Annotated in this window: 22 protein-coding genes, 1 tRNA gene and 1 riboswitch; of the genes, 10 read left to right on the plus strand and 13 right to left on the minus strand. The window is 68.4% G+C overall.

All coding sequences use genetic code 11. The features are described from left to right. Positions 1-166: 166 nt before the first annotated feature. Entirely contained in the window at positions 167-1,510 is a 1,344-nt protein-coding gene (locus WFH00_RS08040; protein WP_336660662.1) for a dicarboxylate/amino acid:cation symporter, read from the minus strand. A 239-nt stretch (positions 1,511-1,749) separates the two neighbouring features. Here WFH00_RS08040 and WFH00_RS08045 point away from each other — a divergent pair, with 239 nt between their 5' ends. The 5 genes from WFH00_RS08045 to WFH00_RS08065 all read left to right on the plus strand — a co-directional run bounded on the left by WFH00_RS08045 (position 1,750) and on the right by WFH00_RS08065 (position 5,548). Continuing rightward, positions 1,750-2,238, plus strand: a complete 489-nt coding sequence (locus WFH00_RS08045) for a YajQ family cyclic di-GMP-binding protein (RefSeq protein ID WP_336660273.1) — start codon at positions 1,750-1,752, stop codon at positions 2,236-2,238. Between the two features lie 2 nt (positions 2,239-2,240). After that, positions 2,241-2,657: a DUF3151 domain-containing protein gene (locus tag WFH00_RS08050; RefSeq protein ID WP_336660274.1), complete on the plus strand. Its 417-nt coding sequence runs from the start codon at positions 2,241-2,243 to the stop codon at positions 2,655-2,657. A 144-nt stretch (positions 2,658-2,801) separates the two neighbouring features. Then, the gene (locus WFH00_RS08055; RefSeq protein WP_336660275.1) at positions 2,802-4,088 is read left to right on the plus strand and encodes an adenylosuccinate synthase; all 1,287 of its coding nucleotides are present in this window, start codon (positions 2,802-2,804) and stop codon (positions 4,086-4,088) included. Positions 4,089-4,102: 14 nt separating this feature from the next. Then, complete coding sequence (locus tag WFH00_RS08060) at positions 4,103-4,408, plus strand: chorismate mutase (protein WP_336660276.1); 306 nt, start codon at positions 4,103-4,105, stop codon at positions 4,406-4,408. Between the two features lie 87 nt (positions 4,409-4,495). Beyond that, positions 4,496-5,548: an Rv2578c family radical SAM protein gene (locus WFH00_RS08065; RefSeq protein WP_336660277.1), complete on the plus strand. Its 1,053-nt coding sequence runs from the start codon at positions 4,496-4,498 to the stop codon at positions 5,546-5,548. Here WFH00_RS08065 and WFH00_RS08070 read toward each other — a convergent pair. Further along, on the minus strand, positions 5,545-6,573 hold the full coding sequence (locus WFH00_RS08070) for a 3-methyladenine DNA glycosylase (RefSeq protein WP_336660279.1): 1,029 nt from the start codon (positions 6,571-6,573) through the stop codon (positions 5,545-5,547). The genes WFH00_RS08065 and WFH00_RS08070 overlap by 4 nt on opposite strands. A 165-nt stretch (positions 6,574-6,738) precedes the next feature. Next, entirely contained in the window at positions 6,739-7,125 is a 387-nt protein-coding gene (locus WFH00_RS08075) for an RNA-binding S4 domain-containing protein (protein ID WP_336660280.1), read from the minus strand. 63 nt (positions 7,126-7,188) lie between these two features. Between WFH00_RS08075 and WFH00_RS08080 the strand changes: the two genes are divergently transcribed. The 4 genes from WFH00_RS08080 (at position 7,189) to WFH00_RS08095 (ending at position 11,078) form a co-directional block, all read left to right on the plus strand. Further along, positions 7,189-7,818, plus strand: coding sequence for an IMPACT family protein (locus WFH00_RS08080; protein ID WP_336660282.1), 630 nt, complete (start codon positions 7,189-7,191; stop codon positions 7,816-7,818). Between the two features lie 282 nt (positions 7,819-8,100). Next, complete coding sequence (locus WFH00_RS08085) at positions 8,101-9,255, plus strand: DNA polymerase III subunit delta' (protein ID WP_336660283.1); 1,155 nt, start codon at positions 8,101-8,103, stop codon at positions 9,253-9,255. Then, on the plus strand, positions 9,252-10,868 hold the full coding sequence (locus WFH00_RS08090; RefSeq protein ID WP_336660284.1) for an alpha/beta hydrolase: 1,617 nt from the start codon (positions 9,252-9,254) through the stop codon (positions 10,866-10,868). The genes WFH00_RS08085 and WFH00_RS08090 overlap by 4 nt, the downstream gene beginning before the upstream one ends. Before the next feature lie 135 nt (positions 10,869-11,003). Then, positions 11,004-11,078, plus strand: a tRNA-Thr gene (locus WFH00_RS08095). 103 nt (positions 11,079-11,181) lie between these two features. Here WFH00_RS08095 and WFH00_RS08100 read toward each other — a convergent pair. From WFH00_RS08100 to WFH00_RS08130, 7 genes are all read right to left on the minus strand, one after another. Next, positions 11,182-11,796, minus strand: a complete 615-nt coding sequence (locus WFH00_RS08100; RefSeq protein ID WP_336660285.1) for an SOS response-associated peptidase family protein — start codon at positions 11,794-11,796, stop codon at positions 11,182-11,184. Positions 11,797-11,852: 56 nt separating this feature from the next. After that, positions 11,853-13,763 (minus strand): ABC transporter ATP-binding protein, encoded by a 1,911-nt coding sequence (locus WFH00_RS08105; RefSeq protein WP_336660663.1) that lies wholly within the window; start codon positions 13,761-13,763, stop codon positions 11,853-11,855. Between the two features lie 256 nt (positions 13,764-14,019). Further along, on the minus strand, positions 14,020-14,508 hold the full coding sequence (gene ribH / locus WFH00_RS08110) for a 6,7-dimethyl-8-ribityllumazine synthase (protein WP_336660286.1): 489 nt from the start codon (positions 14,506-14,508) through the stop codon (positions 14,020-14,022). Between the two features lie 51 nt (positions 14,509-14,559). Continuing rightward, positions 14,560-15,861: a GTP cyclohydrolase II gene (gene ribA / locus WFH00_RS08115; RefSeq protein WP_336660287.1), complete on the minus strand. Its 1,302-nt coding sequence runs from the start codon at positions 15,859-15,861 to the stop codon at positions 14,560-14,562. Next, entirely contained in the window at positions 15,858-16,523 is a 666-nt protein-coding gene (locus WFH00_RS08120; RefSeq protein WP_336660288.1) for a riboflavin synthase, read from the minus strand. Before WFH00_RS08120 ends, ribA begins: the two co-directional genes overlap by 4 nt. Beyond that, positions 16,523-17,773, minus strand: coding sequence for a bifunctional diaminohydroxyphosphoribosylaminopyrimidine deaminase/5-amino-6-(5-phosphoribosylamino)uracil reductase RibD (locus tag WFH00_RS08125; protein ID WP_336660289.1), 1,251 nt, complete (start codon positions 17,771-17,773; stop codon positions 16,523-16,525). The genes WFH00_RS08120 and WFH00_RS08125 overlap by 1 nt, the downstream gene beginning before the upstream one ends. A gap of 57 nt (positions 17,774-17,830) precedes the next feature. Beyond that, a riboswitch (FMN riboswitch) is annotated at positions 17,831-17,970 on the minus strand. A gap of 151 nt (positions 17,971-18,121) precedes the next feature. Further along, positions 18,122-20,251: a bifunctional lysylphosphatidylglycerol flippase/synthetase MprF gene (locus WFH00_RS08130; protein ID WP_336660290.1), complete on the minus strand. Its 2,130-nt coding sequence runs from the start codon at positions 20,249-20,251 to the stop codon at positions 18,122-18,124. 132 nt (positions 20,252-20,383) lie between these two features. Between WFH00_RS08130 and WFH00_RS08135 the strand changes: the two genes are divergently transcribed. Further along, positions 20,384-21,406: an alcohol dehydrogenase catalytic domain-containing protein gene (locus WFH00_RS08135; protein WP_336660291.1), complete on the plus strand. Its 1,023-nt coding sequence runs from the start codon at positions 20,384-20,386 to the stop codon at positions 21,404-21,406. Positions 21,407-21,435: 29 nt separating this feature from the next. Here WFH00_RS08135 and trpS read toward each other — a convergent pair whose 3' ends face one another. From trpS to WFH00_RS08150, 3 genes are all read right to left on the minus strand, one after another. Further along, positions 21,436-22,443: a tryptophan--tRNA ligase gene (gene trpS, locus WFH00_RS08140; RefSeq protein WP_336660292.1), complete on the minus strand. Its 1,008-nt coding sequence runs from the start codon at positions 22,441-22,443 to the stop codon at positions 21,436-21,438. Between the two features lie 70 nt (positions 22,444-22,513). Next, the gene (locus WFH00_RS08145) at positions 22,514-23,371 is read right to left on the minus strand and encodes an exodeoxyribonuclease III (RefSeq protein WP_336660293.1); all 858 of its coding nucleotides are present in this window, start codon (positions 23,369-23,371) and stop codon (positions 22,514-22,516) included. A gap of 46 nt (positions 23,372-23,417) precedes the next feature. After that, positions 23,418-24,296: an exodeoxyribonuclease III gene (locus WFH00_RS08150; protein WP_336660294.1), complete on the minus strand. Its 879-nt coding sequence runs from the start codon at positions 24,294-24,296 to the stop codon at positions 23,418-23,420. Between the last annotated feature and the right edge of the window lie 85 nt (positions 24,297-24,381).

Below are 24,381 nucleotides of genomic sequence, written 5' to 3' on the forward strand. Positions count from 1 at the left end.
CTATCGTATGCGGCGCGATCTCACCCATGAGACGCGAATGGCCGCTATCCGGGGTCGGAAGCGGCCACTTGCGTCGCGCGAGGCTTGGGACCCGATACACGCCCCAGGCCCCCCGAATCCGGTGATTCGGAGGGCCTGCAAGCCGGCTCGGAGCGCGCGCGAACGGTTAGACCGCGACGGTCTCCGTGGTGCGGGTCTCGACGTCGCTGTTGTCGAACGCGACTCCCTTGCGGGGCGCGTTGTACAGGTCGAGATCGAGGATCCCCTCGCGCTTCGCCACGATCGTCGGCACGAGCGCCTGGCCGGCGACGTTCACCGCGGTGCGGCCCATGTCGATGATCGGGTCGACCGCGAGCAGCAGGCCGACGCCCTCAAGCGGCAGGCCGAGCGTCGACAGCGTGAGCGTCAGCATGACCGTGGCGCCCGTGGTGCCGGCAGTTGCCGCCGAGCCGACCACGGAGACAATGACGATGAGGAGGTACTGCACGATGGTGAGGTCGATCCCGAAGAACTGCGCGATGAAGATCGCCGCAACGGCGGGGTAGACCGCAGCGCAGCCGTCCATCTTGGTGGTCGCGCCGAGCGGCACGGCAAAGGACGCGTAGCCGCGGGGGACACCGAAGTTGCGCTCGGTCACGCGCTGGGTGAGGGGCAGCGTGCCGATCGAGGAGCGGCTCACGAAGCCGAGCTGCACGGCAGGCCACACGCCGGAGAAGTACTGCTTGACCGAGAGGCCGTGCGACTTGACGAGGATCGGGTAGACCACGAAGAGCACGAGTGCGAGACCGACGTAGAGCACTGCGACGAACCAGGTGAGCGAGCCCATCTTGTTCCAGCCGTACTCGGCGACCGCATTGCCGATGAGGCCGATGGTGCCGAGGGGCGCGACGCGAATGATCCACCAGAGCACCTTCTGGATGATCGCGAGCGCCGACTCGGTGATCGCGACGAAGGGCTCGGCCTTTTCGCCGATCTTGAGCGCGGCGATGCCGACGGCGACCGAGATGACGATGATCTGGAGCACGTTGAAGCTCGCGCCGCCCGTGAAGGAGAGCGACTCCGGGTCGACCGAACCGCTCACACCGAGGCCGAGGAAGTTCGACGGGACGAGGCCGGTGAGGAAGTTCCACCAGGTGCCGACGGAGTGCGGCGCCTCAGGGGTGAGGCCGTCCTGCGACGCCGAAGCGCCGGGCTGGAACGTGACGCCGAGCGCGATACCGATCGTCACGGCGATGAGCGCAGTAATGCCGAACCACAGCAGGGTCTGGCCGGCGAGGCGGGCGGCGTTCGTCACCTGGCGGAGGCCGACGATACTCGACACGATCGCAGTGAACACCAGCGGGATCACCGCGGCGCGCAGCAGCGAGACGTAGCTGTTGCCGATCGTGGAGAGGGTGGCGTGCAGCCCATTGGGGTTGCCCTCGGCATCGGGGCCGAGCGACATCGCGATGCCGCCGAGCACGAGGCCGAGCACCAGGCCGGCGAGGATCTGCCAGCCGAAGGAGGTCATCCAGCGGGGCAGGCGCCGCTTCGGAGCGACTGAGGTGGTGGACACGAATGAGTCCTTTCGGATGCGTAAGCGAGACATGGGCGCGGGCGATCAGAGGTCGCACACGCAGCGCGAGATCACATCGCCGGGCTCCGTTGAACCAACCGGACCACTGTAGCAAATCATTCGCAATATTTATAGCTCTCATTACTTGAGCGACAGCATCGTCGGTGCGAGCGGCTTTCGATTACTCTGGGCACATGGCTGATTCTTCATTTGACGTGGTGAGCAAGATCGACTCGATGGAGGTCGAGAACGCGGTGAACCAGGCCCGCAAGGAGGTCGAGCAGCGCTACGACTTCAAGGGAGTCGGGGCCGACGTGTCGCTTTCGGGCGAGAAGATCCAGATCAAGGCGAACACGGAGGAGCGCGCGAACGCGGTGCTCGACGTGCTGCACTCCAAGTTCATCAAGCGCGGACTGTCGCTGAAGGCGCTCGACACGGGCGAGCCCTATGCGAGCGGGAAGGAGTACCGCATCGATGCTCAGCTGAAGGAGGGCATCGACCAGGCGACCGCTAAGAAGCTGAACAAGCTCATCCGCGATGAGGGCCCGAAGGGCGTGAAGTCGCAGATCCAGGGTGACGAGCTGCGGGTGTCGTCGAAGAGCCGTGATGACCTGCAGGAGACCATCGCGCTCCTCAAGGGCGCCGACATCGACACTGCTCTGCAGTTCGTGAACTTCCGCTGATTATGATCGGCACGAATCTGCTCGGGCCCGAGCCCACGCTCCTCGCGGCTGACACTGCGGTCGAGGCGGCGCTCGCCGCAGACGAGAACCTCGAGACCGTGGTGCGCGCGCACCCCGAGTCGCCGCTCGCCTGGGCGCTGCTCGCCGACGCCGCTGACGCCGAGGGGAGCGAGATCGAGGCCTACGCCTTCGCACGGGTCGGGTACCACCGCGGGCTCGACAAGCTCCGTAAGGCGGGGTGGCGCGGCGCGGGCCCGGTACCGTGGTCGCACGAGCCGAATCGGGGCGTGCTCCGCGCGCTGTACGCGCTCCGGAGGGCCGCGGCCAGCATCGGCGAGACCAGCGAGGTGGAGCGCCTCACCGAGTTCCTCACGGGCGCTGACGCGGAGGCGATCGTCGAGATCGAGGCAGGCCGCTAGCTGGTGCTGCGCGGGGGTGATCCGCCGCCCTCGCCACCCCCGGTACTAGCGCCGAAACCTGCCGACTCCGCGCCCACGAGACCCCGCGACACCCGCTTCGGTAGACTGGCTCGGTAACTGCCGACGCCGAAGGAAGGGGCTGAAATGCCCGCAGTGCTCATCACCGGTGCCCAGTGGGGCGACGAGGGCAAGGGTCGCGCGACCGACCTCCTCGGCAGCCGAGTCGACTACGTCGTCAAGTTCAACGGCGGCAACAACGCCGGCCACACGGTCGTCGTCGGCGAGGAGAAGTACGCGCTGCACCTGCTGCCCTCCGGCATTCTGACCCCCGGTGTGATCCCCGTCATCTCAAACGGCGTCGTCGTCGACCTCGAGGTGCTGCGGGCCGAGCTCGAGGCACTGGGCGGCCGCGGCGTCGACGTATCGCGCTTGAAGGTGAGCGCGAACGCGCACGTCATCACGGCCTACCACCGCACGCTCGACAAGGTGACGGAGCGATTCCTCGGCAAGCGCCAGATCGGCACGACGGGGCGAGGGATCGGCCCGGCCTATGCCGACAAGATCAATCGCGTCGGCATCCGCATTCAAGACATCTTCGACGAGGGCATTCTGCGGCAGAAGGTCGAGGCGGCGCTCGAATTCAAGAACCAGGTGCTCGTCAAGATCTACAACCGTCGCGCGATCTCGGCCGACGAGGTCGTCGAGGACCTGCTGAGCTACCGCGAAATGCTCGAGCCGATGGTGTGCGACACCGGGCTGCTCCTGCACGAGGCGATGCAGGATGACAAGACGGTGCTCTTCGAGGCCGGCCAGGCGACGATGCTCGACATCGATCACGGCACCTACCCGTTCGTGACCTCATCGAACGCGACCGCGGGCGGGGCCAGCACCGGATCGGGCCTGCCGCCGCACTCGATCGACCGTGTCATCTCGGTGATCAAGGCGTACACGACGCGCGTCGGCGCGGGGCCTTTCCCCACCGAGCTCTTCGACGAGTCGGGCGACTACCTGCGCAAGCAGGGATTCGAGTTCGGCACGACGACCGGGCGTCCGCGCCGCTGCGGCTGGTACGACGCTCCGATCGCGCGATACGCCGCACGCATCAACGGGGTCACCGACTTCGTGCTGACGAAGCTCGACGTGCTCTCCGGGCTCGAGACGATTCCAGTGTGCGTGGCCTACGACGTGAATGGCGTGCGGCACGACGAGATGCCGGTGAACCAGAGCGACTTCCACCACGCGAAGCCGATCTACGAGGAGTTCCCGGGCTGGAAGGAAGACATCTCGGGCGCACGCCGCTTCGAGGATCTGCCGCAGAACGCGCAGAGCTACATTCGCGCGCTTGAGGAGATGAGCGGATCGCGCATCTCCGCCATCGGTGTCGGCCCCGAGCGCGAGCAGGTCGTGGTGCTCCACGATTTGCTGAGCTGACTGGAGAGAGCGAGATGACGGATCGGACCCCCGCCGAGCGGCTGGAGCTGCTGCGCTCGAGCATCGACAATATCGACGCAGCGCTGATCCACATGCTTGCGGAGCGCTTTCGGTGCACGCAGGAGGTCGGGCGGCTGAAGGCCGAGTTCGAGATGCCCGCCGCCGATCCTGCCCGCGAGTCGCGGCAGATCGGGCGACTCCGCGCGCTGGCCGAGGATGCGCACCTCGACCCCGAGTTCGCCGAGAAGTGGTTCAACTTCGTCGTCGCTGAGGTGATTCAGCACCACACGCAGATCGCCGACGAGCACAAGGCGAGCTGACGCTGTGCTTGTGAGCTCGGCTCGCTCGCTGGGGGGCGCGTTGACGTGCGGCTTGCGGTTTGTTCGAACATATGTTCGAATTGCCGCATGCGATGGAGTGGGCAGGCGGTAAGCGGGGCGACGGACGACGGCGCCCTGCCGGGCCTCGCGACCTCGGAGATCGCAGCGTTGCCCGGCCACTTGCGCACCGTGCGTTCGCCGGAGTTCGCGGGTGCCGTGTTCCACGAGGTGCTCGCGAAGAGCGCGCTCAACCGTGTGCCCGGAGCGTCGTCGATGCCGTTCGCTTGGACGGTCAATCCGTATCGCGGGTGCTCGCACGCCTGCGTGTACTGCTTCGCGCGGGGCTCGCATCGCTACCTCGACTTCGACACCGGCCGCGATTTCGACGCGCAGATCGTGGTGAAGGTCAACGTCGCCGAGGTGCTGGGGCGCGAGCTGTCGCGGCCGAGTTGGACGCGCGAGTGCGTGGCACTCGGCACGAACACCGACCCCTACCAGCGGGCCGAGGGGCGCTACCGGCTCATGCCCGGGATCATTGCGGCGCTCGCCCGCAGCGGTACCCCGATGTCGATCCTCACGAAGGGCACGCTACTGCGGCGGGACATTCCGGCGCTTGCGGAGGCGAGTCTGCGAGTGCCCGTGGAGCTGGCGATGTCGATCGCAGTGGGCGACGCCGAACTGCAGCGGTCGATCGAGCCGGGAACGCCGAGCACGCGAGCGCGGCTCGAGACGATCGCGGCCGCACGGGAAGCGGGGCTCGAACCCGACGTGTTTCTGATGCCGCTGCTGCCCGGGCTCACTGATGGCGTGGAGCATCTCACCTCGCTGCTGCGCGATATTCGGGAGGCGGGAGCCCGTTCGGTGGTGTACGGTGCGCTGCACCTGCGCTCGCACGTGAAACCGTGGTTCATGGAGTGGCTCGAGCGTGAACACGCCGAGCTCCTGCCGCTCTACCGCTCGCTGTATCCGGGCTCCGCGAGCAGCGCGCCGCAGGCGTACCGCATGGAGCTCGCGGGCCGCGTGCGCCCGCTCATCTCGCGCTTCGGGCTCGAGCGGAGCGGGAGCTCGCGCACTCGGACGCTCGCGAAGCAGTCGGAGGCGGTGCCGCCGCCGGGAGCGCCCGCGCCGACGCTGTTTTAGGCGGTAGCTCTGTTGGGTTCGAAGGCGGATGCGGGGGCGGGCGCGGGATCGCCGCAGGCGGGCTGCTCGGCGCCTGCCTCATCGGCCGCGAGGGCAGTACGTTCCTGCGTCGCAGCAAGAGCAGCGCGGGCCGCCGCGATCGCGTCGAGCACGCGTCGGCGAAGCTCGTCGCCGCGTGCCGCGAAGCCGCGCTGCAGGTGCGCGTACTCGCGCTTGCCCTCGGGCGTCTCGATAGCGACGGGCGCGAGCGGCGCGCCGTTGGTGCCGGTGAACGCGCTCACATCGTAGGGAGAGGCGCGCATATCGACCTCCCGGATGTCGCGCGCGAGTTCGAACGCGTCGAGCAGCACCTCGCCCGGCACGATCGGGCCGAGTTTTGCCGCCCACTTGTAGACGTCCATGCCGGCGTGCAGGCAGCCCGATTGCTCGGTATCCACCTGCGTCTCCCGGGTCGGTTCGAGGGTGTTGAGCGGCCGCGCCTCGGGTGTGAAAAAGCGGTACGCGTCGAAGTGGGAGCACCCGATGGGATTGCTCTCGACGACGGCGTCGGTCGCGGCGTGCCCGATGCGGAGGGGGAGCGCCGTGTGCCGCAGCTGCTCGGACGTCATGCGGTAGACCATCGCCCACTCATGCAGCCCGAAGCAGCCGTAGCGCGGCGGCCGCTCGAGCGTCGCGGTGAGTAGGCGCTCGACGTAGTCGACCGTGCCGCTGCGCCGCGCGAAGAAATGCTCGACGTCGACAACCACAGCTGATCGGGCGCCCGTCCCGTCGCCGCTCACTGCGCGATAGTGCTTCCACGCCTCGCGATCCGCCGCCTCATCGAGAATCACCCCGGCGCCGGGATGCCAGCGACGGAGCTCAGCGGGCGTGACCGAGTAGTAGGTCCAGAGGAAGTCCTCGACAGGGTGCGGCTCGTGCCGGGAGCGTCGGGCGCGATGTGCGGCGCTGAACGCGTCGGCCCGCTCTGCGTGCGCCGCGGCCCGAGCGCGCCAGTCGGCGGCGGGAAGGAGCGGGTCGTGCGGCACCCCGCGAGTGTAACGCGAATTCGCGGGGCGCTCTTGCTGAGCAGCTGATCGAGCGTGATCACCGTGGATCGGACGCTGTCGGCGCTGCTGGCGGCGAATCTTCTGCTGATGGAGAGGTGACGGCGGATCGGGCGGGAACTGTCCGAGCACACCGTAGCGGCGCGATTACTCGTCGTGGAGCGCATCGCGGCCGCGAAGCCGGTCGATCTCGCGCCGCTCGCGCTTGGTCGGTCGGCCGGCGCCGCGATCACGAATGATGTCGGCAGGTCGCTCGACGCGCGGGAGTGGGGGCGGGGTGAGATCCTCGTAGTGCTTCGCGGCCTCGGCGGCGCTGCCACGTCGCACGGGAAGACCGGTCGCGCGGTAGATGGTGTCGAAGCCGTGCTGGCGCACCCGCACCTCGTCGCCGATGCGCACCGGTTGCGCCGCCTTCGCCGTGGTGCCGTTCACGCGCACGTGGCCGGCGCGGCAGGCCGTTGTCGCCTGGCTGCGTGTCTTCGCGAGCCGCACGCCCCAGATCCAGGTGTCCACCCGCACGCTGTCGCCGCCCATAGACTCGATGGTAGTCGGCGGGTGGTGAGTGTTGGTCGGCCGACGTCGGGTAGGTGAGGGTGCATGGAGTACGAGACGATCGCCGCCGCGGTGGATGCCGAGCAGGAGATCTCGCGCTCGCGATTTCTCACACGGCTCGAGCGAGTGAGCGATGAGGGGGCGGCCCGGTCGGTGATCGCGCGAGTGCGCGCCGAGCATCCGCGAGCCCGTCACCATTGCTCCGCGTTCGTGCTGGAGCCCGGTGCTCGAGTACAGCGCTCGAACGACGACGGGGAGCCGAGCGGTACGGCCGGTGCTCCCATGCTCGATGCGCTCGTGTCGGCCGGTCTGAGCGATGTCGTCGCGGTGGTGACGCGCTACTTCGGGGGAGTGCTGCTCGGGGCCGGCGGTCTCACCCGCGCGTATCGCTCGAGTGTCGCCGAGGCCACGCGCCTCGCGACGAGGCAGCGCAGAGGGCTGAGAGTGGGCGTTGCTGTGACCAGCGCGTACGACGTGGCGCCGCAGATCGAAGCTGAAGCGCGGCGACGCGGATACGCGCTGGACGGTGCCGACTATGGAGAACGGGTGACGCAGCGGTATCTCCTCGCTGAGAACGAACTCAGGCCATTCGCGGCGCTCGTCGCAGAGCTCAGCGGGGGATCCGCACAGCCCGAAACCGGTGCTGCAGCGTTCGTCGACCTCCCTGCCGCATGACAAAAGCCCCCGATCACCTGGGGTACAGATGCGGGGGCTGCCTCTCGGGCTGTAGGGGACTTACCGCCGCGAGAATTGGTTTGAACTCGGGGGAACGAATCTTCAACCACAGATGAGCATATGGCGCGCGATGCTGCGACGGGAGTGAAATCGGCGGCTTTCACCCGCGGATTCACCCTTTGATGCACGCGCATTCATCCTCAGTTCTCGGGCGACGTCACGAAATGCGGGGACAGTGCCCCGCCCCAGCTCGATGTCGGAGCCTCACGATACGCTTTTCGCGTGGAGTACTGGGCAGAAATCGTGGGGCAACCGGAAGCGGTGCAAACGCTTGAGGCGGCGGCCTCGCTCGATGTCGTGCCCGCCCATGCGTGGCTGTTCACGGGGCCTCCCGGGTCCGGCCGATCCAACCTCGCATTCCGCTTCGCGGCGGCGCTGATCGCGCGCGGGCCCGATCGCGATGCGGTGTTCGAACAGGTGCGCGCCCGAACTCATCCCGACCTGGGGGTGCTCACCACGCAGAAGCTCTTGATCGACATCAAGGCGGCTCGCGAGATCGTGACGACGGCGCACTACGCTCCGGCCGAGGGGCGCTTCCGTGTGATTGTGATCGAGGATGCGGACCGCATGCCCGAGCGCACCTCGAACGTACTGCTGAAAGCGCTCGAGGAGCCGCCGGAGCGCACCGTCTGGATTCTGTGTGCGCCGAGCGAGGCCGATCTGCTGCCCACGATCCGTTCTCGCACGCGCTCGCTGCGTCTCGTGACCCCGGGGGCCTCGGAGATCGCGCGGCTGCTGCACGAGCGCGACGGGATCGACGCGGCCGTCGCCGAGCGGGCGGCGCGTCTGGCGCAGAGCCATATCGGTATGGCGCGGCGGTTGGCGAGCGATGAGGACTCGATGCAGCGACGGGAACGCACGATCGACATCGCCCTCGGCATCGAGACGCTCGGCGATGCAATGCGGGCCGCGGCGTCGTTGGTGAAGGTCGCGGAGGCGGACGCGGCGGCGCTCACTGAAGAGATCGACGCTCGTGAACGGGCCGAGGCCATGCGCAACCTCGGGCTCGCCCCAGGAGCCGCAATCCCGCCGCAGATGCGATCGCAAATGCGAGCACTCGAGGAAGACCAGAAACGCCGCGCTACTCGAAGCCTGCGTGACGGGATCGATCGTATTCTCACCGACCTGCTGTCGCTGTTCCGCGACGTCGTGCTTACCGCGCTCGACGCCGGGCCGGAGCTCGTGAACCGAGAGCGCAAGGCGGAGATCAACGCACTCGCCGAGCGCTGGGGTGCCGCTCGCTCGCTGACGGTCGTGGGCGCGGTGGAGACGGCGCGGGAGCGGCTCGGGCGAGGCATCACTCCGGGTCTGGTGCTCGAAGCGCTCTTCGCGACGCAGAGCGCGGCCGACGCGCTTCCGGTGGAGGTCGCTCGATGAGCGAGGTGCGAGGCGTGGCGGGAGGTTTGCCACGGCGTCGGCGTGCTACTGGGCTTGCAGGCGGGCTCGGGCGTCGGCGCGGCGGCTTCGCGGCCGCAGCCTCGACGCTGGTGGTCGCCGCCCTCGCCCTGAGCGGGTGTTCATCCATCGCCGCACTGGTGCAGGGCGCGACGGAGCAGACTCCCGAGCTCCCCCCGAAGCCCGAGGGCACCGTCGAAGGCTTCGGCGCACAGCAGCCGCAGTGGGAGAGCTGCTTCGACGGGATGGAGTGCGCGCGCGTGCACGCCCCGCTCGACTGGGACGAGCCCGCAGGCGACACGATCGAGCTCAGCATGGTGAAGCAGCCAGCGATCGGTGGTGACGCGATCGGCACGCTGTTCGTGAACCCGGGCGGGCCCGGCGCATCCGGCATCGGATACTTGAGCCAGGGCGTCGGTGGCGCGGTGCAGCAGAGCGTGCAGCAGAAGTACGACGTGATCGCCTGGGATCCGCGCGGGGTGGGAGCCTCGACCCCGGTCGAGTGTCTCGAGCCCGATGCGATGGATGAATACCTCTTCGGCACCAGTGCCGACGCGCTCGAGACGGGAAGCGATGCGTGGATCGAGGAGAGCCTCGCTCAGGAGCGCGCCTTCGGTGAGGCGTGCCAGCAACGCACGGGTGCAGCGCTTGCGCACGTCGACACCGCGTCGACGGTCAATGACCTCGACATGCTGCGCGCCATCGTCGGCGACCCGAAGCTCAACTACCTCGGCTACTCGTACGGCACCTACATCGGGGCGCGATACGTCGACGCCTTTCCGAAGAAGGTCGGACGTCTCGTGCTCGACGGTGCGATGGACCCTGCCGCGTCTCTGAGTGACGTTGTGCGGGAACAGACTCGCGGCTTCGAACAGGCGCTGCGCGCGTACGTCACCGACTGCCTCACTCGACAGGCATGCCCGCTCAACGGCCCGGTGGACGTTGCGATGGCGCAGATCAGTGCGCAACTCGACCAGGTCGAGGCGAAACCGATCGAAGCGTCGGACGGCCGCATGCTCTCCGCCGGCACGATGCTCACCGCCATCATCACGCCGCTCTACTCGCAGAGCAACTGGGGCCTCCTCGACCAGCTCTTCGCATCCGTGGCAAAGGGTGACGCCGACGTGGCCTTCAGGCTTGCCGACATCTACTTCGATCGCGAGGACGGTCAGTACCTGAGCAACTCGACCGAGGCATTCGCTGCAATCAATTGCCTCGACTATCCCCCGAGCGACACCGACCCGAAGGCGATGCGTGCTGAGGCCGATGAACTCGCACGGATCGCCCCGACAATTGGCCGGTTCCAGGGCTTCGGTGAGCTCGCATGCGCTGCGTGGCCCGAGGAGCCTGTGACGAAGCGCGGGCCGGTCGCCGGTGAGGGGGCCGATCCGATCCTGGTCGTGGGTACGACGGGCGACCCGGCAACGCCGTATCAGTGGGCCGAGTCGCTCGCTGATCAGCTCGAGAGCGGGGTGCTCGTGACGTATCACGGCGAGGGGCACACGGCGTATGGCGAGAACGCCTGCGTGAATGAGGTGGTGGACGACTACCTGTTGACGGGTGAGGTGCCGAGCGCCGATCCGCAGTGCAGGTGACCGCGTTGGCGCTTGTTGTGCTGGGCGCCGCGTGCCGCGGCGTACGCGCCACGTCCGGGTGCTCCCGCCGATGTGCGAAGACACCGCGAGACCTGCTAAAGTAACTTCTCGTGTGCGAGGACGTTCTCGCACTCCGCCGACTTAGCTCAGGGGTAGAGCAGTTCCCTCGTAAAGAACAGGTCTCGGGTTCAAATCCCGAAGTCGGCTCCACTCCGAAGTCCCGTTCTCCCACACAGCACCGTGGAGATCGGGACTTCGTCGTTTCGCGGTCCGAGCCTGTCAGTCACGAGCCCGGCGCGGCGTGCCTCCCGACTTACGAATACATACGCGTGAGCTCGTGAGAGATGGACTCGGACGCGAGCCGCGATTCCGCCACGAGGTCCGCGTCGCCTGCACGCTCCGGGTCGAGCCACTCGTCGTGGAAGTCGCGGGGCAGCACCAGTGGCATGCGCGGCCACACCTCGGCGGCCTCCCCGACAGCGTCGCGGGTCACCATCGAGTACGAGACCAGCTCGGAGCCGTCCTCGAGCGTCACGGTCGAGGTGAGCGCCGCGATGCCGAACGCGTCGTCGCTCGGCAGATGGAAACGCCCCTGCTTTTCGACGTACCAGGTTGCTGGCAGGATGGCGCGAGCCTGGAACGGTCGCTTCCACGAGCGCAGCAGGCGGTCGTCGCGGGAGTTGAACGCTGAGAACTTCACTGGACCGCCCGCATCGAGCCACAACCACCACCAGGCAAGCTGCGCGTATCGTTCGCCTGACGGTTTCGCCCGAACGATCGGATTGAGGTTACGGGCGTTCTTCCCCGTGATCTTCGCTCCGGCGTCCTGCTCGCCGATCCAGTCGCGGATCAGCGTCGCGTACTCGGGCTCGCTCAGCGGTTCGAGGTCGAGCGGAAGCGACCCGCCGAGTCCGTATGACGCGCACATGCGGCCAGAATACGCGCTGCTCGAAGGGCGGACCAGCGCTTGCCGCCCCGCGTCGCTCAGCCGGCGTCGGGCACGAGGAGCTGGTGCTGAGCCAGCTCGCGGTATAGCGGCGTGCTCTCGATGAGTTGCTCGTGCGTGCCCTCGCCGATGACGCGGCCGCCGTCGAGCACGACGATCTTGTCGGAGTCGACGACGGTCGAGAGCCGGTGCGCGATCACGATTAGGGTGCGCCCCGTCGACACCGCGTCGAGGGCGTCACGCATCAGGCGCTCGTTGACGCCGTCGAGGCTCGCGGTCGATTCATCGAGCAGCAGGATCGGCGGAGCCGTGAGTAGTGCCCGCGCAATGGCGAGCCGCTGCTTCTCCCCACCGGAGAGCATGACGCCGTTCTCGCCAACGGGCAGGTCGAGCGCGCTCGCGAGGCCGGTGCTCGCACCGCCGGGCTTCCAAGCGCCTCCACGCTCGAGCAGGCTGCCGAGGTTGACCGCGCGCAGCACGCGTTCGCAGGCGGCATCGCTCGCCTCGGGCGCGGCGAGGAGGAGGTTCTCGCGCAGCGTGCCGGCGAGCACGGGCGCATCCTGCTCGACGTAGCCGAACTGACGGCGAAGCTCGGCGCGATCGAGCGTGCGGATGTCGGCGCCATGGAGGTGCACCGAGCCGGATTCGGGATCGTAGAAGCGCTCGATGAGGCCCAGGATCGTCGACTTTCCGGCACCGGAGGGTCCCACCAGGGCGACGCGAGATCCACGGGGCACCGTGAAACTCACGCCGCGCAGCACCTCGGTCTCGATGAGGTCGGCGGGCGCCGCCTCGATGTCGCGACGGGATCCGCGGCCGCCGCGCACGAGCTCTCGAGCGTCGGCGCGCTCCGGCGCCGCCGAGCGGTAGGTGAACGTCACATCGCGCAGTTCGATTGCCGAGGCGGCGTCGTCGCGCACCTCGTCGAGCGGCATCAGGCGACCAGCGGGGGAACGCTCGGCGTCGCGCTCACTCTCGGTCTCCAGGTTCGCGATCTCTTGGATGCGGCCCAAGGCTCCAAGCGCCTGGTTCACCGCCGAGATCGCGCCGAACGCCTGGCCCAGCGGCGTCACCATCAAGAACAGGAAGATGATGAACGTCACGAGCTGCGCGATGGTGATCGCTCCGGTCGCGACGCGATAGCCGCCGAGGCCGAGCACGACGAGGAACGAGAGCTGCAGCGCGAGGAACGACACCGGCACGATGAACGCGGAGATTCGGGCGACCTTGATGCCGAGCAGGTATGCCTCGGTCGCGTCACGCTCGGTCGAGGCCTGCTCGCGGTGCGCTGCGCCCGCGGCGCGGATCGTGCGGATCGACGTGATCGACCGATCGACCTGCGCGGCGAGGTCGCCGACCTTCTCCTGAGCGCGCGCCACCGCCGGGCGGATGCGGGACGAGACCAGCACCACCACCACGAGCGCTGCGGCGATGACGCTGAAGGTGATCCCGAACAAAGCGGGATCGATGACGAGCATGCCGATGAGCGCACCGACAAAGATGAGCATGCCGCTGATCGCTTCGACGAGACCCTGCGTGAGCACCGCGCGGAGCAGCGTCGTGTCGCTGCCGACGCGGGAGACGAGGTCGCCGGTGCGGCGGCGGTCGAACTGCGAGATCGGCAGGTGCAGAATCTTCGCGATGAGGCGCTTGCGGCTCGTGAGCACGACGCCCTCGCCCATGCGCTGAAGCACGTAGTGCTGCAGGCCGCTCAGCACGGCGCCGACGATGACGATCGCGGTGAGGGCGGTGAGCAGGGCACCGAGCGGCAGACCCTGCTGCACGCGGGTGATGATCTGGCCGAGCATCGGCGGCTGCACGAGCGACGCGACGGCCGCGACGAGGCCGAGCACGAGTGCGACGACGAGGAGCTTGCGCTGCTCGAAGAGGTACGGGATCAGCTGCTTCACCGACGCGCGGGGGCCGCGAGGTTGCGCGGAGGCAGTCAGCTTCGTCTCCCCGGATTCGGATGCCGGAACGCCCCGCTCCGAGGGAAGACTGTTCGAGGAGGACTGCTCTAATGGTGCTGCTGACCCGGTCACTCCGCCAGCCTACGCCGCGCTGCCTGGACGCCCGCCTGTGCGAGGCGTGAGCGTGAGCTAGCGGCACCTTTTGAGCGCGGAACTATCACTTGCTGGGGGAAGTGGTAGCGCGCAGCCCAAAAAGTGCGGGAGCGTGAAGCGCGGTGGCCGGGGTGCGGCAGGCTCAGCCAGCGATGCGGCGCGCCGTGACGGCGAGGTGCAGCGCAGCCTCCGCGGCCTCGCGCCCCTTCGACTCCGGAGCCCCGGGGCGCCCCGAGCGGTCGATCGCCTGCTGCTCCGTGTCCGTGGTCAGCACGCCGAACCCCACCGGTTTGCCGCTGTCGAGCTGCACTCGCGCGAGCCCGTCAGTGACCGCGGAGCTGATGTACTCGAAGTGCGGGGTGCCGCCCCGGATCACGATGCCCAGGCACACTGCCGCGTCGAAACCGCCCCCGCCCGACTCGCGAGGAGACAGCGCGACCTGCGCCGCGAGCGGCAACTCGAATCCACCGGCGACCGTGAACGATGCGAAATCGGCGCCCGCGGCCGAAACCGCCTCCTTCGCGCCCGCGACGAGGTGCTGCATGATCTCCGCGTGCCAGCTGCCGGCGATAATCGCGACGCGCAGCCCGCTCGCATCGACGGTGAGGTCCGGGGCTCCGGCTCCGCTCATGAGGTGCTCCTTACGGTTCGGTGTGGTGCGGTTGGTTCGGGATCGCCAGGCCTACTGGCTATCGCGCACGTTTTCGGGCAGCTGGTGGCCCATACGGTCGCGCTTCACCGCGAGGTAGTTCAGGTTCTCCTCGGTGACGCCGACGAGCAGGGGCACGCGCTCGGTCACCGTGATCCCGTGATCCTCGAGCTGCGACACCTTCTCGGGGTTGTTGGTCAGCAGGCGCACGCGCTCGATGCCCAGATCGTTCAGGATCTCGGCGGCCGCCGTGTAGTCACGTGAATCCCCGGGGAAGCCGAGCTGCAGATTCGCGTCGAGCGTGTCGAGGCCCTGCTCCTGCAGCTGATACGCGCGCAGCTTGTTCGCGAGGCCGATCCCGCGGCCCTCGTGCCCGCGGAGGTAGACGACCACGCCGCCGACCTCGTGCACCCGGTCGAGCGCCGCGTCGAGTTGCGGTCCGCACTCGCACTTGAGCGACCCGAAGGCTTCCCCGGTGATGCACTCGGAGTGCACGCGAACGAGCGCCTCGCCCGAGGGGAGCGACCCGTCGGGGAGCGGCGCGACGAGCGCGATGTGGTCGACGCCGGCGCGGCGGTCGCGGTATGCGAGCGCGCGGAACGCACCGTGCTCGGTGGGCAGGAGCGTGTCGGCGCGGAGGCTTACACCGCGGCGGGTGCCGGCGCCCGCAGCCGGGCCGCTCTCGGGATGGTGCTCATTCAGGTACGCGATGAGCTGCTCGATCGTGATGACGTGCACCCCTTCGCGAGCGCCGAGCTTCACGAGCTCGGGCAGGCGCATCATCTCGCCGTCTTCGGCGACGATCTCCGCGATCGCCGCGACGGGGCGCAGGCCCGCGAGCCGCATGAGTTCAACGGCCGCCTCCGTGTGCCCGTCGCGGGCACGCACGCCACCGTCAACGGCGCGGAGCGGCAGAACGTGGCCGGGCCGGCGCACGTCGCCGGGCACGGCGTGCGGGTTCGCGAGAGCGCGCAGCGTCGTAGTGCGGTCGCGAGCGCTGATGCCCGTGGTCACGCCGTGCGCAGCGTCGACCGTGACGGTGTAGGCGGTGCCCCGCACGTCCTCATTGCGCGACACCATCATCGGCAGCTCGAGGTCGTCCGCGATCTCGTTCGTCATCGGCGCGCAGAGCAGGCCGGACGACCATCGCACGGTCCACGCGATCCACTCGGGGGTCGCGAGCTCCGCCGAGATGATGATGTCGCCCTCGTTCTCGCGATCCTCATTGTCTGCGACGATGACGGGTCGCCCGCTCGCGACAGCCTCGATCGCCTCCTCGATGGTCGAGATGCCCGGGGTGCGCGCTGCGGCCACGCCGCTTTCGGTGGTGCTCATGCGTGGGTTCCTTCGGTGCTGGTACGGGTGGAAATGCCGGCCGCCTCGAGGCGCAGCATGCGGGCGACGTGACGGGCGAGGATGTCGGTTTCGACGTTGACGCGGTCACCGGGCTCCAAGCTGCCGAGCGTCGTCGCGCTGAGGGTCTCCGGGATCAGCGAGACCTCGAACCACTGCTCGGCCTCGTTCTCGGGCGCGATCGCCGAGACGGTGAGTGAAACACCTGAGAGCGTCACCGAGCCCTTGTCGACGAGGAGCGGGGCGAGCGCGGGGTCGAGCGAGAACCGCAGCACCCGCCAGGCCTCGTGCGGCGTCGCCGACATCAGCGTTGCCGTGCCGTCGACGTGCCCCTGCACGATATGGCCGCCGAGCCGAGTGTCGACCCGAACCGCCCGCTCGAGGTTCACGCTCGAGCCGGGAGCAAGCTCGCCGACCGTCGACATCTTGATGGTCTGCGCCATGACGTCCGCCGTGAACGTCGGGCGGCCGTCGGGCACCGCGCCCCGGTCGATGACGGTGAGGCACACGCCCGACACCGCGATCGAGGCGCCGTGTTCGGCGTCGCTCGTGACGGTCGGCCCCGCGATGGTAAGCCGCAGCGAATCGTCGACCGGTTCGACCGACACGATCTCGCCGATTTCTTCGATGAGCCCAGTGAACATCAAGATCCTTCCGGTGCGGAGCCGCGAGCGGCGGTGGGAGCGACAGTGCCGAGATTGACGGCGCCGAGAGCGTCATTTGGAGAAGTAGCCTTGCGCGCGGCAGGACTTTCGGCGGCGGGCGGATCGTGTAAACGCGCGTTCACGAGCAGGTCTTCGCCGAGCAGCGAGATCCGCACCTCGCGGAGCCGCGCGATTCCCGCCATGCCCGCAATACCGAGGTCGCCGATCGCGAGCCGCGGGCCCCCGAGCAGTGCCGGTGCGACGTACACGAGCACTTCGTCGGCCAGCCCGGCCGCGATGAATGCGGAGGCCACGGTGGGCCCGCCCTCGACAAAGACGCTCCGCACCCCGAGCTCGGTCAGCGCGTCGAGGTGGCCCGCAAGGTCGTCCCCCGCGAACTGAACGGGGGCATCGAAGCGGTGGGCAGCGAGTGACGGATGCTGAGCGAGGCGGGCACCGGCGGGAATCTCGCGCCGCCCCAGCACGACCGGGATCGGCTGTTCCTCGGCCGGTACGAGCAGACCACCGTCGGAATCGCGCGCGGTCAGGCTCGGGTCATCGGCGAGCAGGGTGCCGGTTCCGATGAGGATCGCGCCCGCCTCGGCGCGGCGGCGATGGACGTCGGCTCGGGCCTCGGGGCCCGTGATCCACTGGCTCGAGCCGTCGGCTGCGGCGGCCCGACCGTCCAGAGTCTGAGCCCACTTCACAGTCACGTGCGGCCGCGGCCGGCCCGGAAAGGCGATCGTTTCAGCATCGGCCCTCGGCGCCAACTGTGCGGAAGACTCAGAAACCTCCGACGCCCCCTGCCGCGCCAGCCACTCTCCGAGAAGCACCCGCGCCTCGCCCGCCAGCACGCCCCCGGTCACGTCGATTCCGGCGGCCCGCAGTGTCTCAGCGCCGCCCGAGGACTCCGCGCCCGGGTCGGCGAGCGCATAGGCCACCGCACCGACGCCCAGCCGTACGAGCTCAGCGGCGCACGGCCCGGTGCGGCCGGTGTGATTGCACGGTTCGAGCGTGACGACGGCGGTGATTTCAGAAGCTCGGGATCGCCACTCCTCGGGCAGGTGCGCGATCGCGTCGACCTCGGCGTGCGGCGTGCCGGCGCCGCGGTGCCACCCCTCGGCGACGATGCGCCCCTCCGGGTCGAGCAGTACGCAGCCGACCTGCGGGTTCGGGGTATCCGCGGGCCCGCGGAGAGCGAGCGACAAAGCACGTCGCATCGCGTCCTCGATGAGGCCCCGATCGAGCATTCCGGTCCGCCGTTCTCCTGCGCGCCGGGTGCGCGAGGTCTCCGGACGTCCGTGACCCGCGCGTTCCTCTCATCCGGACTCGAGCGCCTGAGCGCCCATCACCGTCGGTACCGGAATTTCACCGATTCGGCATCGTGGGTACGACGCTCGCGGACTGTCACCGCCGGTTCGGAATCACACCGACCCCGGAACACGTTCTTCATCGTAGTCCTTCGCGTCGCGTTTCGCGCGACTGTGAACTCCAATGACAACTCAAGGCTCAGCAGAAGAACCCGGCGAGCACGCGGGCGCGAGAGCATCGCGTCGCCGGCGAAATGGACGCGCTCGCGCTCCAGATCATGAGCCGCCTCACTCTCCGCGAGTCTGCGCTTTCGGGGCGGTCGCCGACGAAACGAGGTCGCGCACGGATGCATCAGGAAGGTACGCACGCGTCAGCGCGATGCCGATCCGCGGGAGGTCGCCCTCGTCGCGGAAGAGCAGGTGCAGCGGCTCCGAGCGCGGATTGAACTTTTGCTTGAAGCGGTGGAGCGAGCTGAAACCGTAGAGCGGCTCGAGCACCCGCGCAAGCTGGTCGAGCACCTGGTCCACGGGACCCGCCTCAGCGCTGTTCGGTCGGACGAGCGGCGCGCCCGAGAGTGAGACGAACTCGTAACCGGCTTCCGAGAAGTGCAGCGCGGCTGAAGCGATCAGGAACTCCATGACGGGGCCGAAACCGCCGTCGCGCCGCCGCATGAGGTCCAGCGTCCAGCCGACCACACGGGGTGCGTCGCCCTCCCCGGCCGGGGCGTGGACCGGCAACCACGACGTCACGCCGTGCAAGTTACCTCCCCCGTCGACGGCGAGCCCGACGAGCACCTCGGGATCCAGCGCCTCTTCGACCGTACCGAGCGTGAATTTCATCTCGGGAAGACCCTTGTCGCCGGCCCACTGCTCCGAGATCGCGCGGACCTGCGCGAGCACGTTCCAGGGTTCCGCGGCGAGCCGCACCATCTTGAATGAGATGTCCTCCCGCGCTGCGCGGTTGATCGCGGTGCGTACCGGCCCCCACGCCTTCCCCGTAAATGCCAGGCCGGGTAGATCGACGATCGTGTCCTCGGCGATCACGACGGAGCGCCACCCCTCCGGCTTCGCTGCGGCGGTGGCCTCGCTGGCCGAGAAGGCGCATGGGATCAACCCGGCCCGCTGCGCCGTGCGCGCGAACTCTTCGAGCGCTGCGGCGCGCTCGCCGCGAGGAACAATCGGATCGCCGAGCATGATCGCGACGTCGGCATGGGATTGAAACGCGATCCCTCCGGTTCCCGCAGCGACGCGCTGGTTCGCCTCCCAGGAGGTCATCCATGAGATCGTGCCCCCGCCGTGGCGCACAAGACGGTCAATGAGCTGTTCTCGCGTCAGTGGTTCGGAGGGGAGCGCGCGGTGCGCCTGACGCAACCGCACCCCGAATGCGCTGCGGCCGATGATGAGCGCGGCGATGATGGCGGCCCAAAGGAGTGCGGGGGCGAGAAGCAGCGCGAACACCTCGCGCGGCCGGTCAACGGCGCCGATCTGTACAGCAATCGGGATCAGTGAGAAGCCGAGCGCGGCGGTCACGAGGTTGAACGCACCGAGCGCGAGAGCCGCGATCCAGGCGATCCGGTAACCCCTACGGATGCCGTTCGCGATGAGCGCGATTATGACGACGTCGATCGACACGTCGACGAGAGAGGCCGCGGGTTGGTTCGCACCGAGCGGGCCATCATAGGGGACGAGGAGATCGAGGATCTGGATCACGCCGATCGCGATGAGGCCGGAGAGGCCGATGAGCCGCCACTCTCGCTCCGTGGGTCGTCCGGCCCGATGCCGAAATGCGGGCAGCGCGCCGCTCACCACCAGCGCTGCAGTGATGGCGACGGCGTGCTCGAGATCGTAGAGCTGGCCGAGGTACAGCACTGAGATGCCGGCCCAGAGTCCGACCGCGATCCGCCCACGGAGGCGCCATGGTGCGGGGAGCGCCGCGATGGCGAAGACGAGTGCGGTGTACGCCGCGCACGAGGGCCCGACGTCGTAATCGTGCGCGAGGCGAACCGCCCATGCCCACCCGGTCTGAGATACGAGTAGCAGGATGCCCGCGGCACCCAGCACGCCGACGATGTGCCCGCCGAGAGCGAGTGCCGCTGTGCGCAGCGCACCGAAGCGCCACTCGGCTCCTCCTATGCCCACGGCGACGAGCGGGAGCAGAGTGAAGTACACCAGCGGAGGTTCGACGAAGAACGGCGAGGTGAAGACGCTCCACCAGCGCCCTTCGCTGAATGCCGGGAGCCCGGTCGCGACCTCGGAATACCAGGGCTGCGAGGCGGCGGGTCGCCACAGCGCCTCGCTGGCCACACCCACAATTAGAATCGCGAGAACGAACGCCGCGGTGAACGGCAGGCGGCGCAGCACCAATGGGAGCCACCGTCGCACCCCGTGCTCCGTCTGGCCAGCCTCAGAGCGAGTCATGGGCACAGTCTAGAGATCGGCCTCGGGGACGGCTAGCGTGGGCGGCAGGTGGGAACCCTCGCCTGGACGCCAGGCTGCGACGATCAGTTCGCGCGCGGCCGGATGGGAGCGACGATGCGCGCGGTTACCTATATGAGGAACGACACCGTCGAGATCCTCGACAAGCCGATCCCCGAGATCGGTTCCGACGAGGTGCTGTTGAAGGTGGGCGGCGCGGGCCTCTGCCACTCGGACCTGGCGATCATCGGCATGGGCGACGACAATCCGTTGATCGGTGGCACGCTCGGACACGAGGTTGCGGGCACGGTCGAGCGTGTCGGTGACGGCGTGCGGGGCTGGCAGGCGGGGGATCGCGCGCTCGTCGCTCTGATCCTCGCCTGCGGGCAGTGCCGCGAGTGCCTCGCCGGACGCGACAACCAGTGCGAAACCGTCTACCCGCGGGGGGCCCTCGCGCCGCTGTCGCCCGGCATCGGCAGCCCCGGCGGGATGGCGGACTACATCGCGGTCCGGGCGCACCACCTCGATCCGATCGGAGATCTCGACCTGGTCGCGGCGGCGCCCTTGGCGGACGCGGCACTCACGCCCATGCACGCCATTAACACGGTCCGCGACCGTCTCACGGGTGACGCAACGGTCGTCACGATCGGGCTCGGCGGGCTCGGGCACATGGCGCTGCAGATCCTCACAGCGACCACCGGGGCGCGCATCATCGCGCTCGACACCGACCCGGAAAAGCTCGCGTTCGCCGAGGCGCACGGGGCGGATCTCGCCATCCCGAGCGACGGTGACGCGGCCGCGCGGATCCTCGCCGAAACCCGCGGTGTGGGCGCCGACGTCGTACTCGACTTCGTCGGGGTGCAGCCCACCGTGGACCTGGCAGTCGCGGTGGTGCGCGGCGGCGGGGCGATCCGCTTCGTGGGGCTCGGCGACGGCGCGTTCACCTACCTCGCGGGGAGCGCGACCCCACTGCCGTGGGGCGTGAACATCGAGCGCGCGTACGGCGGCACGCGCTCGGATATGCGCGAGGCCGTCGCGCTTGCGCGGGCGGGCCGGATCGGCGTGGAGGTCGTGCGCTACCCGCTCGAAGAAGCGCTTCGGGCATTCGACGACCTGCACCACGGGAAGGTGCGGGGTCGCGCGGTGCTCGTGCCGTAAGCGCTCGGAGCGCCTGCGGCGCCGTCGAGTTAGCGGATCAGGCCCATCCGCTCGTAGACGAGGTCGAGGGTGCGGTTCGCCACCTCGTTCGCGCGATCGGCGGCCCGACCGAGGAGGCGGTCGAGCTCAGCCGGATCCGCCAGCAGCTCTTCCGTGCGCTCGCGCACCGGAGCGAGGCTCCCCTCGACCACCTCGACGAGCCCCTTCTTCAGGTCGCCGTAGCCGCGGCCGCTGTATTCTTCCTCGATCGACGCGATCGAACGACCGCTGAGCACTGAGTAGATCGTCAGCAGGTTCGAGACACCCGGCTTCGCCTCGCGGTCGAAGCGGATCTCACCGTCAGCATCGGTCACAGCGCGCATGATCTTCTTCTTGGTGACGTTCGCGGGGTCGAGCACTTTGATGAGCCCGGCCTCGGTCTCGGCAGACTTCGACATCTTCGCGGTCGGCTCCTGCAGGTCGTAGATCTTCGCCGTGCCCTTCGGAATCTGCGCCTCGGGCACCATGAAGGTGTCGCCGTAGCGAGAGTTGAAGCGAGCGGCGAGGTCGCGGGTGAGCTCGACGTGCTGGCGCTGATCCTCACCGACGGGCACGCTTGCCGCCTGGTACAGCAGAATGTCGGCCGCCATGAGGATCGGGTAGGTGAAGAGGCCGACCGAAGCTGCATCCGCACCGTTCTTCTGCGACTTGTCCTTGAACTGCGTCATGCGGCTCGCCTCGCCGAAGCCGGTGACGGTGTTGAGCACCCACGCGAGCTCGGCGTGCGCCGGTACCTGCGACTGCACGAAGAGGGTCGACTTCTCGGGGTCGATGCCGGCGGCGATGTACTGCGCGGCCGTGCGGCGGGTGCGCGCAGCGAGCTCCGCGGGATCCTGCGGCACGGTGATCGCGTGCAGGTTCACGACGCAGAAGAACGCGTCGAAGTCCTCCTGCATCTGCGTCCACTGGCTGAGTGCGCCGATGTAATTGCCGAGCTGCAGCGAGTCGCTCGAGGGCTGCATGCCCGAGAACAGCACGGGTTTGGTGGTGGTGCTCATGGAAATTCCTTGCGGTGTGAAGAGTTGCTGATTTCGGCGGCGGATCACGGGGCGCCGCATGCTCGGACGCTCAGACGCGGTAGTCGACGACCACCGGGGCGTGGTCGGACCAGCGGGTATCGTACGAGGGCGCGCGATCCACTGTGTAGTTCACGACGCGCTCCGCGAGTGCGGGCGTGACGACCTGGTAGTCGATGCGCCAACCGGTGTCGTTGTCGAACGCCTGGCCACGGTTCGACCACCACGTGTAGGGACCGTCGACCTCGCCGTGGAAGCGGCGCCCCACATCGACCCAGCCGAAGCCCGTGCCGTCGCTGCCGTCGACGCCGGTGACGGCTTCGCCCGCGGTTCCGAAGAAGCGATCGAAGTAGGCGCGCTCGCGAGGGAGGAACCCGGCACGCTTCACGTTGCCCTTCCAGTTCTTGATGTCGAGCTCGCGGTGCCCGACGTTGAAGTCACCGACGATCGCGACGAGTTCGCGGTCGTCGGCCAGCTCGTGCATGCGCTCACCCATCGCCTCGAGGAAGGCCCACTTGGCTTCCTGCCGCGGCGTATCGACCTCACCGGAGTGCGTGTAGTTGCTCACGACGGTGAGGGGGGTGCCGCCCAGATCGAAGTCTGCTTCGAGCCAGCGACCGGACGACTGGATCTCCTCCTGCGAGTCGAGGGCGCCGAGGCCCACGCGGTGCGCGGTCGCCGGGATCCGGCTCGCGATCGCGACGCCGGCGCGACCTTTGATCTGGCAGGGGTCGTGCAGGAAGTGCCACCCATCGCCGAGCAGTTCGGTGAGGTGCGCGTCATCGGCCCGTACCTCCTGCAACGCCAGCACATCGACGTCGCGGGATTCGAGCCATTCCCCCATGCCCTTGCGGAATGCGGCGCGAATGCCGTTGACGTTGACGGAAGCAAGACGCAAGGTTTCAGCCATGCCCGCCAGTCTACTTCGAGCGTTCTGGGGCGCAGATTTGCTCAGCTCAGAACACCATCGGACGATCGTAGTCGTCGTCGAAGGTGCCGCCGAGCAGGTCGAGATCGATGTCGCAGACGACCGGCACGTGGTCGCTCGGAGCGTCGCCCTTGCGCTCTTCGCGCGCGATTGAGGCACCGGTCACCGCATCGGCAAAGGCGGGGGAACCCATGATGAAGTCGATCCGCATGCCCTGGTTCTTCGGGAACTTGCCGGCCTGGTAATCCCAGAATGTGAAGCCCTCAGGCACGATCGGGCGCACCACGTCGCTCACCACCTCCTCGAACGACGCGAACATCGAGCGTTCTGCGGGGGACACGTGCGTCGAGACGCCGACGCGGAAGGCGGGGTCGCCCATGTCGCCCTCGAGCGGCGCAATGTTCCAGTCACCCATCAGCGCGAGCGGGAGGTGCGGATCCTCCTCGAGCCAGCCGCGTGCATCTTCACGCAGCGCTTGGAGCCACTCGAGCTTATAGGCGAAGTGCGGATCCTCGAGTGAACGCCCGTTCGGAACGTACAAGCTCCAGAGACGAAGATCGCCGACGTTCACGCCGAGCGCGCGGGCCTCCAGGGGCAGCCCGTTCGGTCCTGTGCCCTGAACCGCCTCCTGGCCTTTCACCGGCTTGCCGAACCCCGGCATACCGCTGAACTCGCGGGCGACGTCGGTCATCTCGTGGCGACTCGCGATCGCGACACCATTCCACTGATTGAGGCCGTGGATCTCGACCGAGTACCCCGCCTGCTCGAAGGCGGCGAGCGGGAATTGCTCTGGTTTGCACTTGATCTCCTGCATCGCGAGCACGTCGACGTCTTCTCGCACGAGCCAATCGACGACGCGTCCGAATCGAGTACGAATCGAGTTCACGTTCCAAGTGGCGATGCGCATACTGTCCAGCCTACCGACGAGAGGGTTGCCAAAGTCGGGGGTGCGGGCGAGAATCTGGGCACGTGCCTCGGACCCCCGAGTGCCG

Source organism: Leucobacter sp. USHLN153, assembly GCF_037145615.1.
GTDB lineage: Bacteria > Actinomycetota > Actinomycetes > Actinomycetales > Microbacteriaceae > Leucobacter.

What these genes read in the sequence shown, in the direction of transcription:
- WFH00_RS08045 (WP_336660273.1), top strand. Translation starts at nt 1,750, where the DNA reads ATGGCTGATTCTTCATTTGACGTGGTGAGCAAGATCGACTCGATGGAG.
- WFH00_RS08120 (WP_336660288.1), bottom strand. Translation starts at nt 16,523, where the DNA reads ATGTTCACTGGGCTCATCGAAGAAATCGGCGAGATCGTGTCGGTCGAA.
- WFH00_RS08040 (WP_336660662.1), bottom strand. Translation starts at nt 1,510, where the DNA reads ATGACCTCCTTCGGCTGGCAGATCCTCGCCGGCCTGGTGCTCGGCCTC.
- WFH00_RS08150 (WP_336660294.1), bottom strand. Translation starts at nt 24,296, where the DNA reads ATGCGCATCGCCACTTGGAACGTGAACTCGATTCGTACTCGATTCGGA.
- WFH00_RS08100 (WP_336660285.1), bottom strand. Translation starts at nt 11,796, where the DNA reads ATGTGCGCGTCATACGGACTCGGCGGGTCGCTTCCGCTCGACCTCGAA.
- trpS (WP_336660292.1), bottom strand. Translation starts at nt 22,443, where the DNA reads ATGAGCACCACCACCAAACCCGTGCTGTTCTCGGGCATGCAGCCCTCG.
- WFH00_RS08060 (WP_336660276.1), top strand. Translation starts at nt 4,103, where the DNA reads ATGACGGATCGGACCCCCGCCGAGCGGCTGGAGCTGCTGCGCTCGAGC.
- WFH00_RS08135 (WP_336660291.1), top strand. Translation starts at nt 20,384, where the DNA reads ATGAGGAACGACACCGTCGAGATCCTCGACAAGCCGATCCCCGAGATC.
- ribH (WP_336660286.1), bottom strand. Translation starts at nt 14,508, where the DNA reads ATGAGCGGAGCCGGAGCCCCGGACCTCACCGTCGATGCGAGCGGGCTG.
- WFH00_RS08075 (WP_336660280.1), bottom strand. Translation starts at nt 7,125, where the DNA reads ATGGGCGGCGACAGCGTGCGGGTGGACACCTGGATCTGGGGCGTGCGG.
- WFH00_RS08130 (WP_336660290.1), bottom strand. Translation starts at nt 20,251, where the DNA reads ATGACTCGCTCTGAGGCTGGCCAGACGGAGCACGGGGTGCGACGGTGG.
- WFH00_RS08090 (WP_336660284.1), top strand. Translation starts at nt 9,252, where the DNA reads ATGAGCGAGGTGCGAGGCGTGGCGGGAGGTTTGCCACGGCGTCGGCGT.
- WFH00_RS08055 (WP_336660275.1), top strand. Translation starts at nt 2,802, where the DNA reads ATGCCCGCAGTGCTCATCACCGGTGCCCAGTGGGGCGACGAGGGCAAG.
- WFH00_RS08065 (WP_336660277.1), top strand. Translation starts at nt 4,496, where the DNA reads ATGCGATGGAGTGGGCAGGCGGTAAGCGGGGCGACGGACGACGGCGCC.
- ribA (WP_336660287.1), bottom strand. Translation starts at nt 15,861, where the DNA reads ATGAGCACCACCGAAAGCGGCGTGGCCGCAGCGCGCACCCCGGGCATC.
- WFH00_RS08125 (WP_336660289.1), bottom strand. Translation starts at nt 17,773, where the DNA reads ATGCTCGATCGGGGCCTCATCGAGGACGCGATGCGACGTGCTTTGTCG.
- WFH00_RS08080 (WP_336660282.1), top strand. Translation starts at nt 7,189, where the DNA reads ATGGAGTACGAGACGATCGCCGCCGCGGTGGATGCCGAGCAGGAGATC.
- WFH00_RS08145 (WP_336660293.1), bottom strand. Translation starts at nt 23,371, where the DNA reads ATGGCTGAAACCTTGCGTCTTGCTTCCGTCAACGTCAACGGCATTCGC.
- WFH00_RS08050 (WP_336660274.1), top strand. Translation starts at nt 2,241, where the DNA reads ATGATCGGCACGAATCTGCTCGGGCCCGAGCCCACGCTCCTCGCGGCT.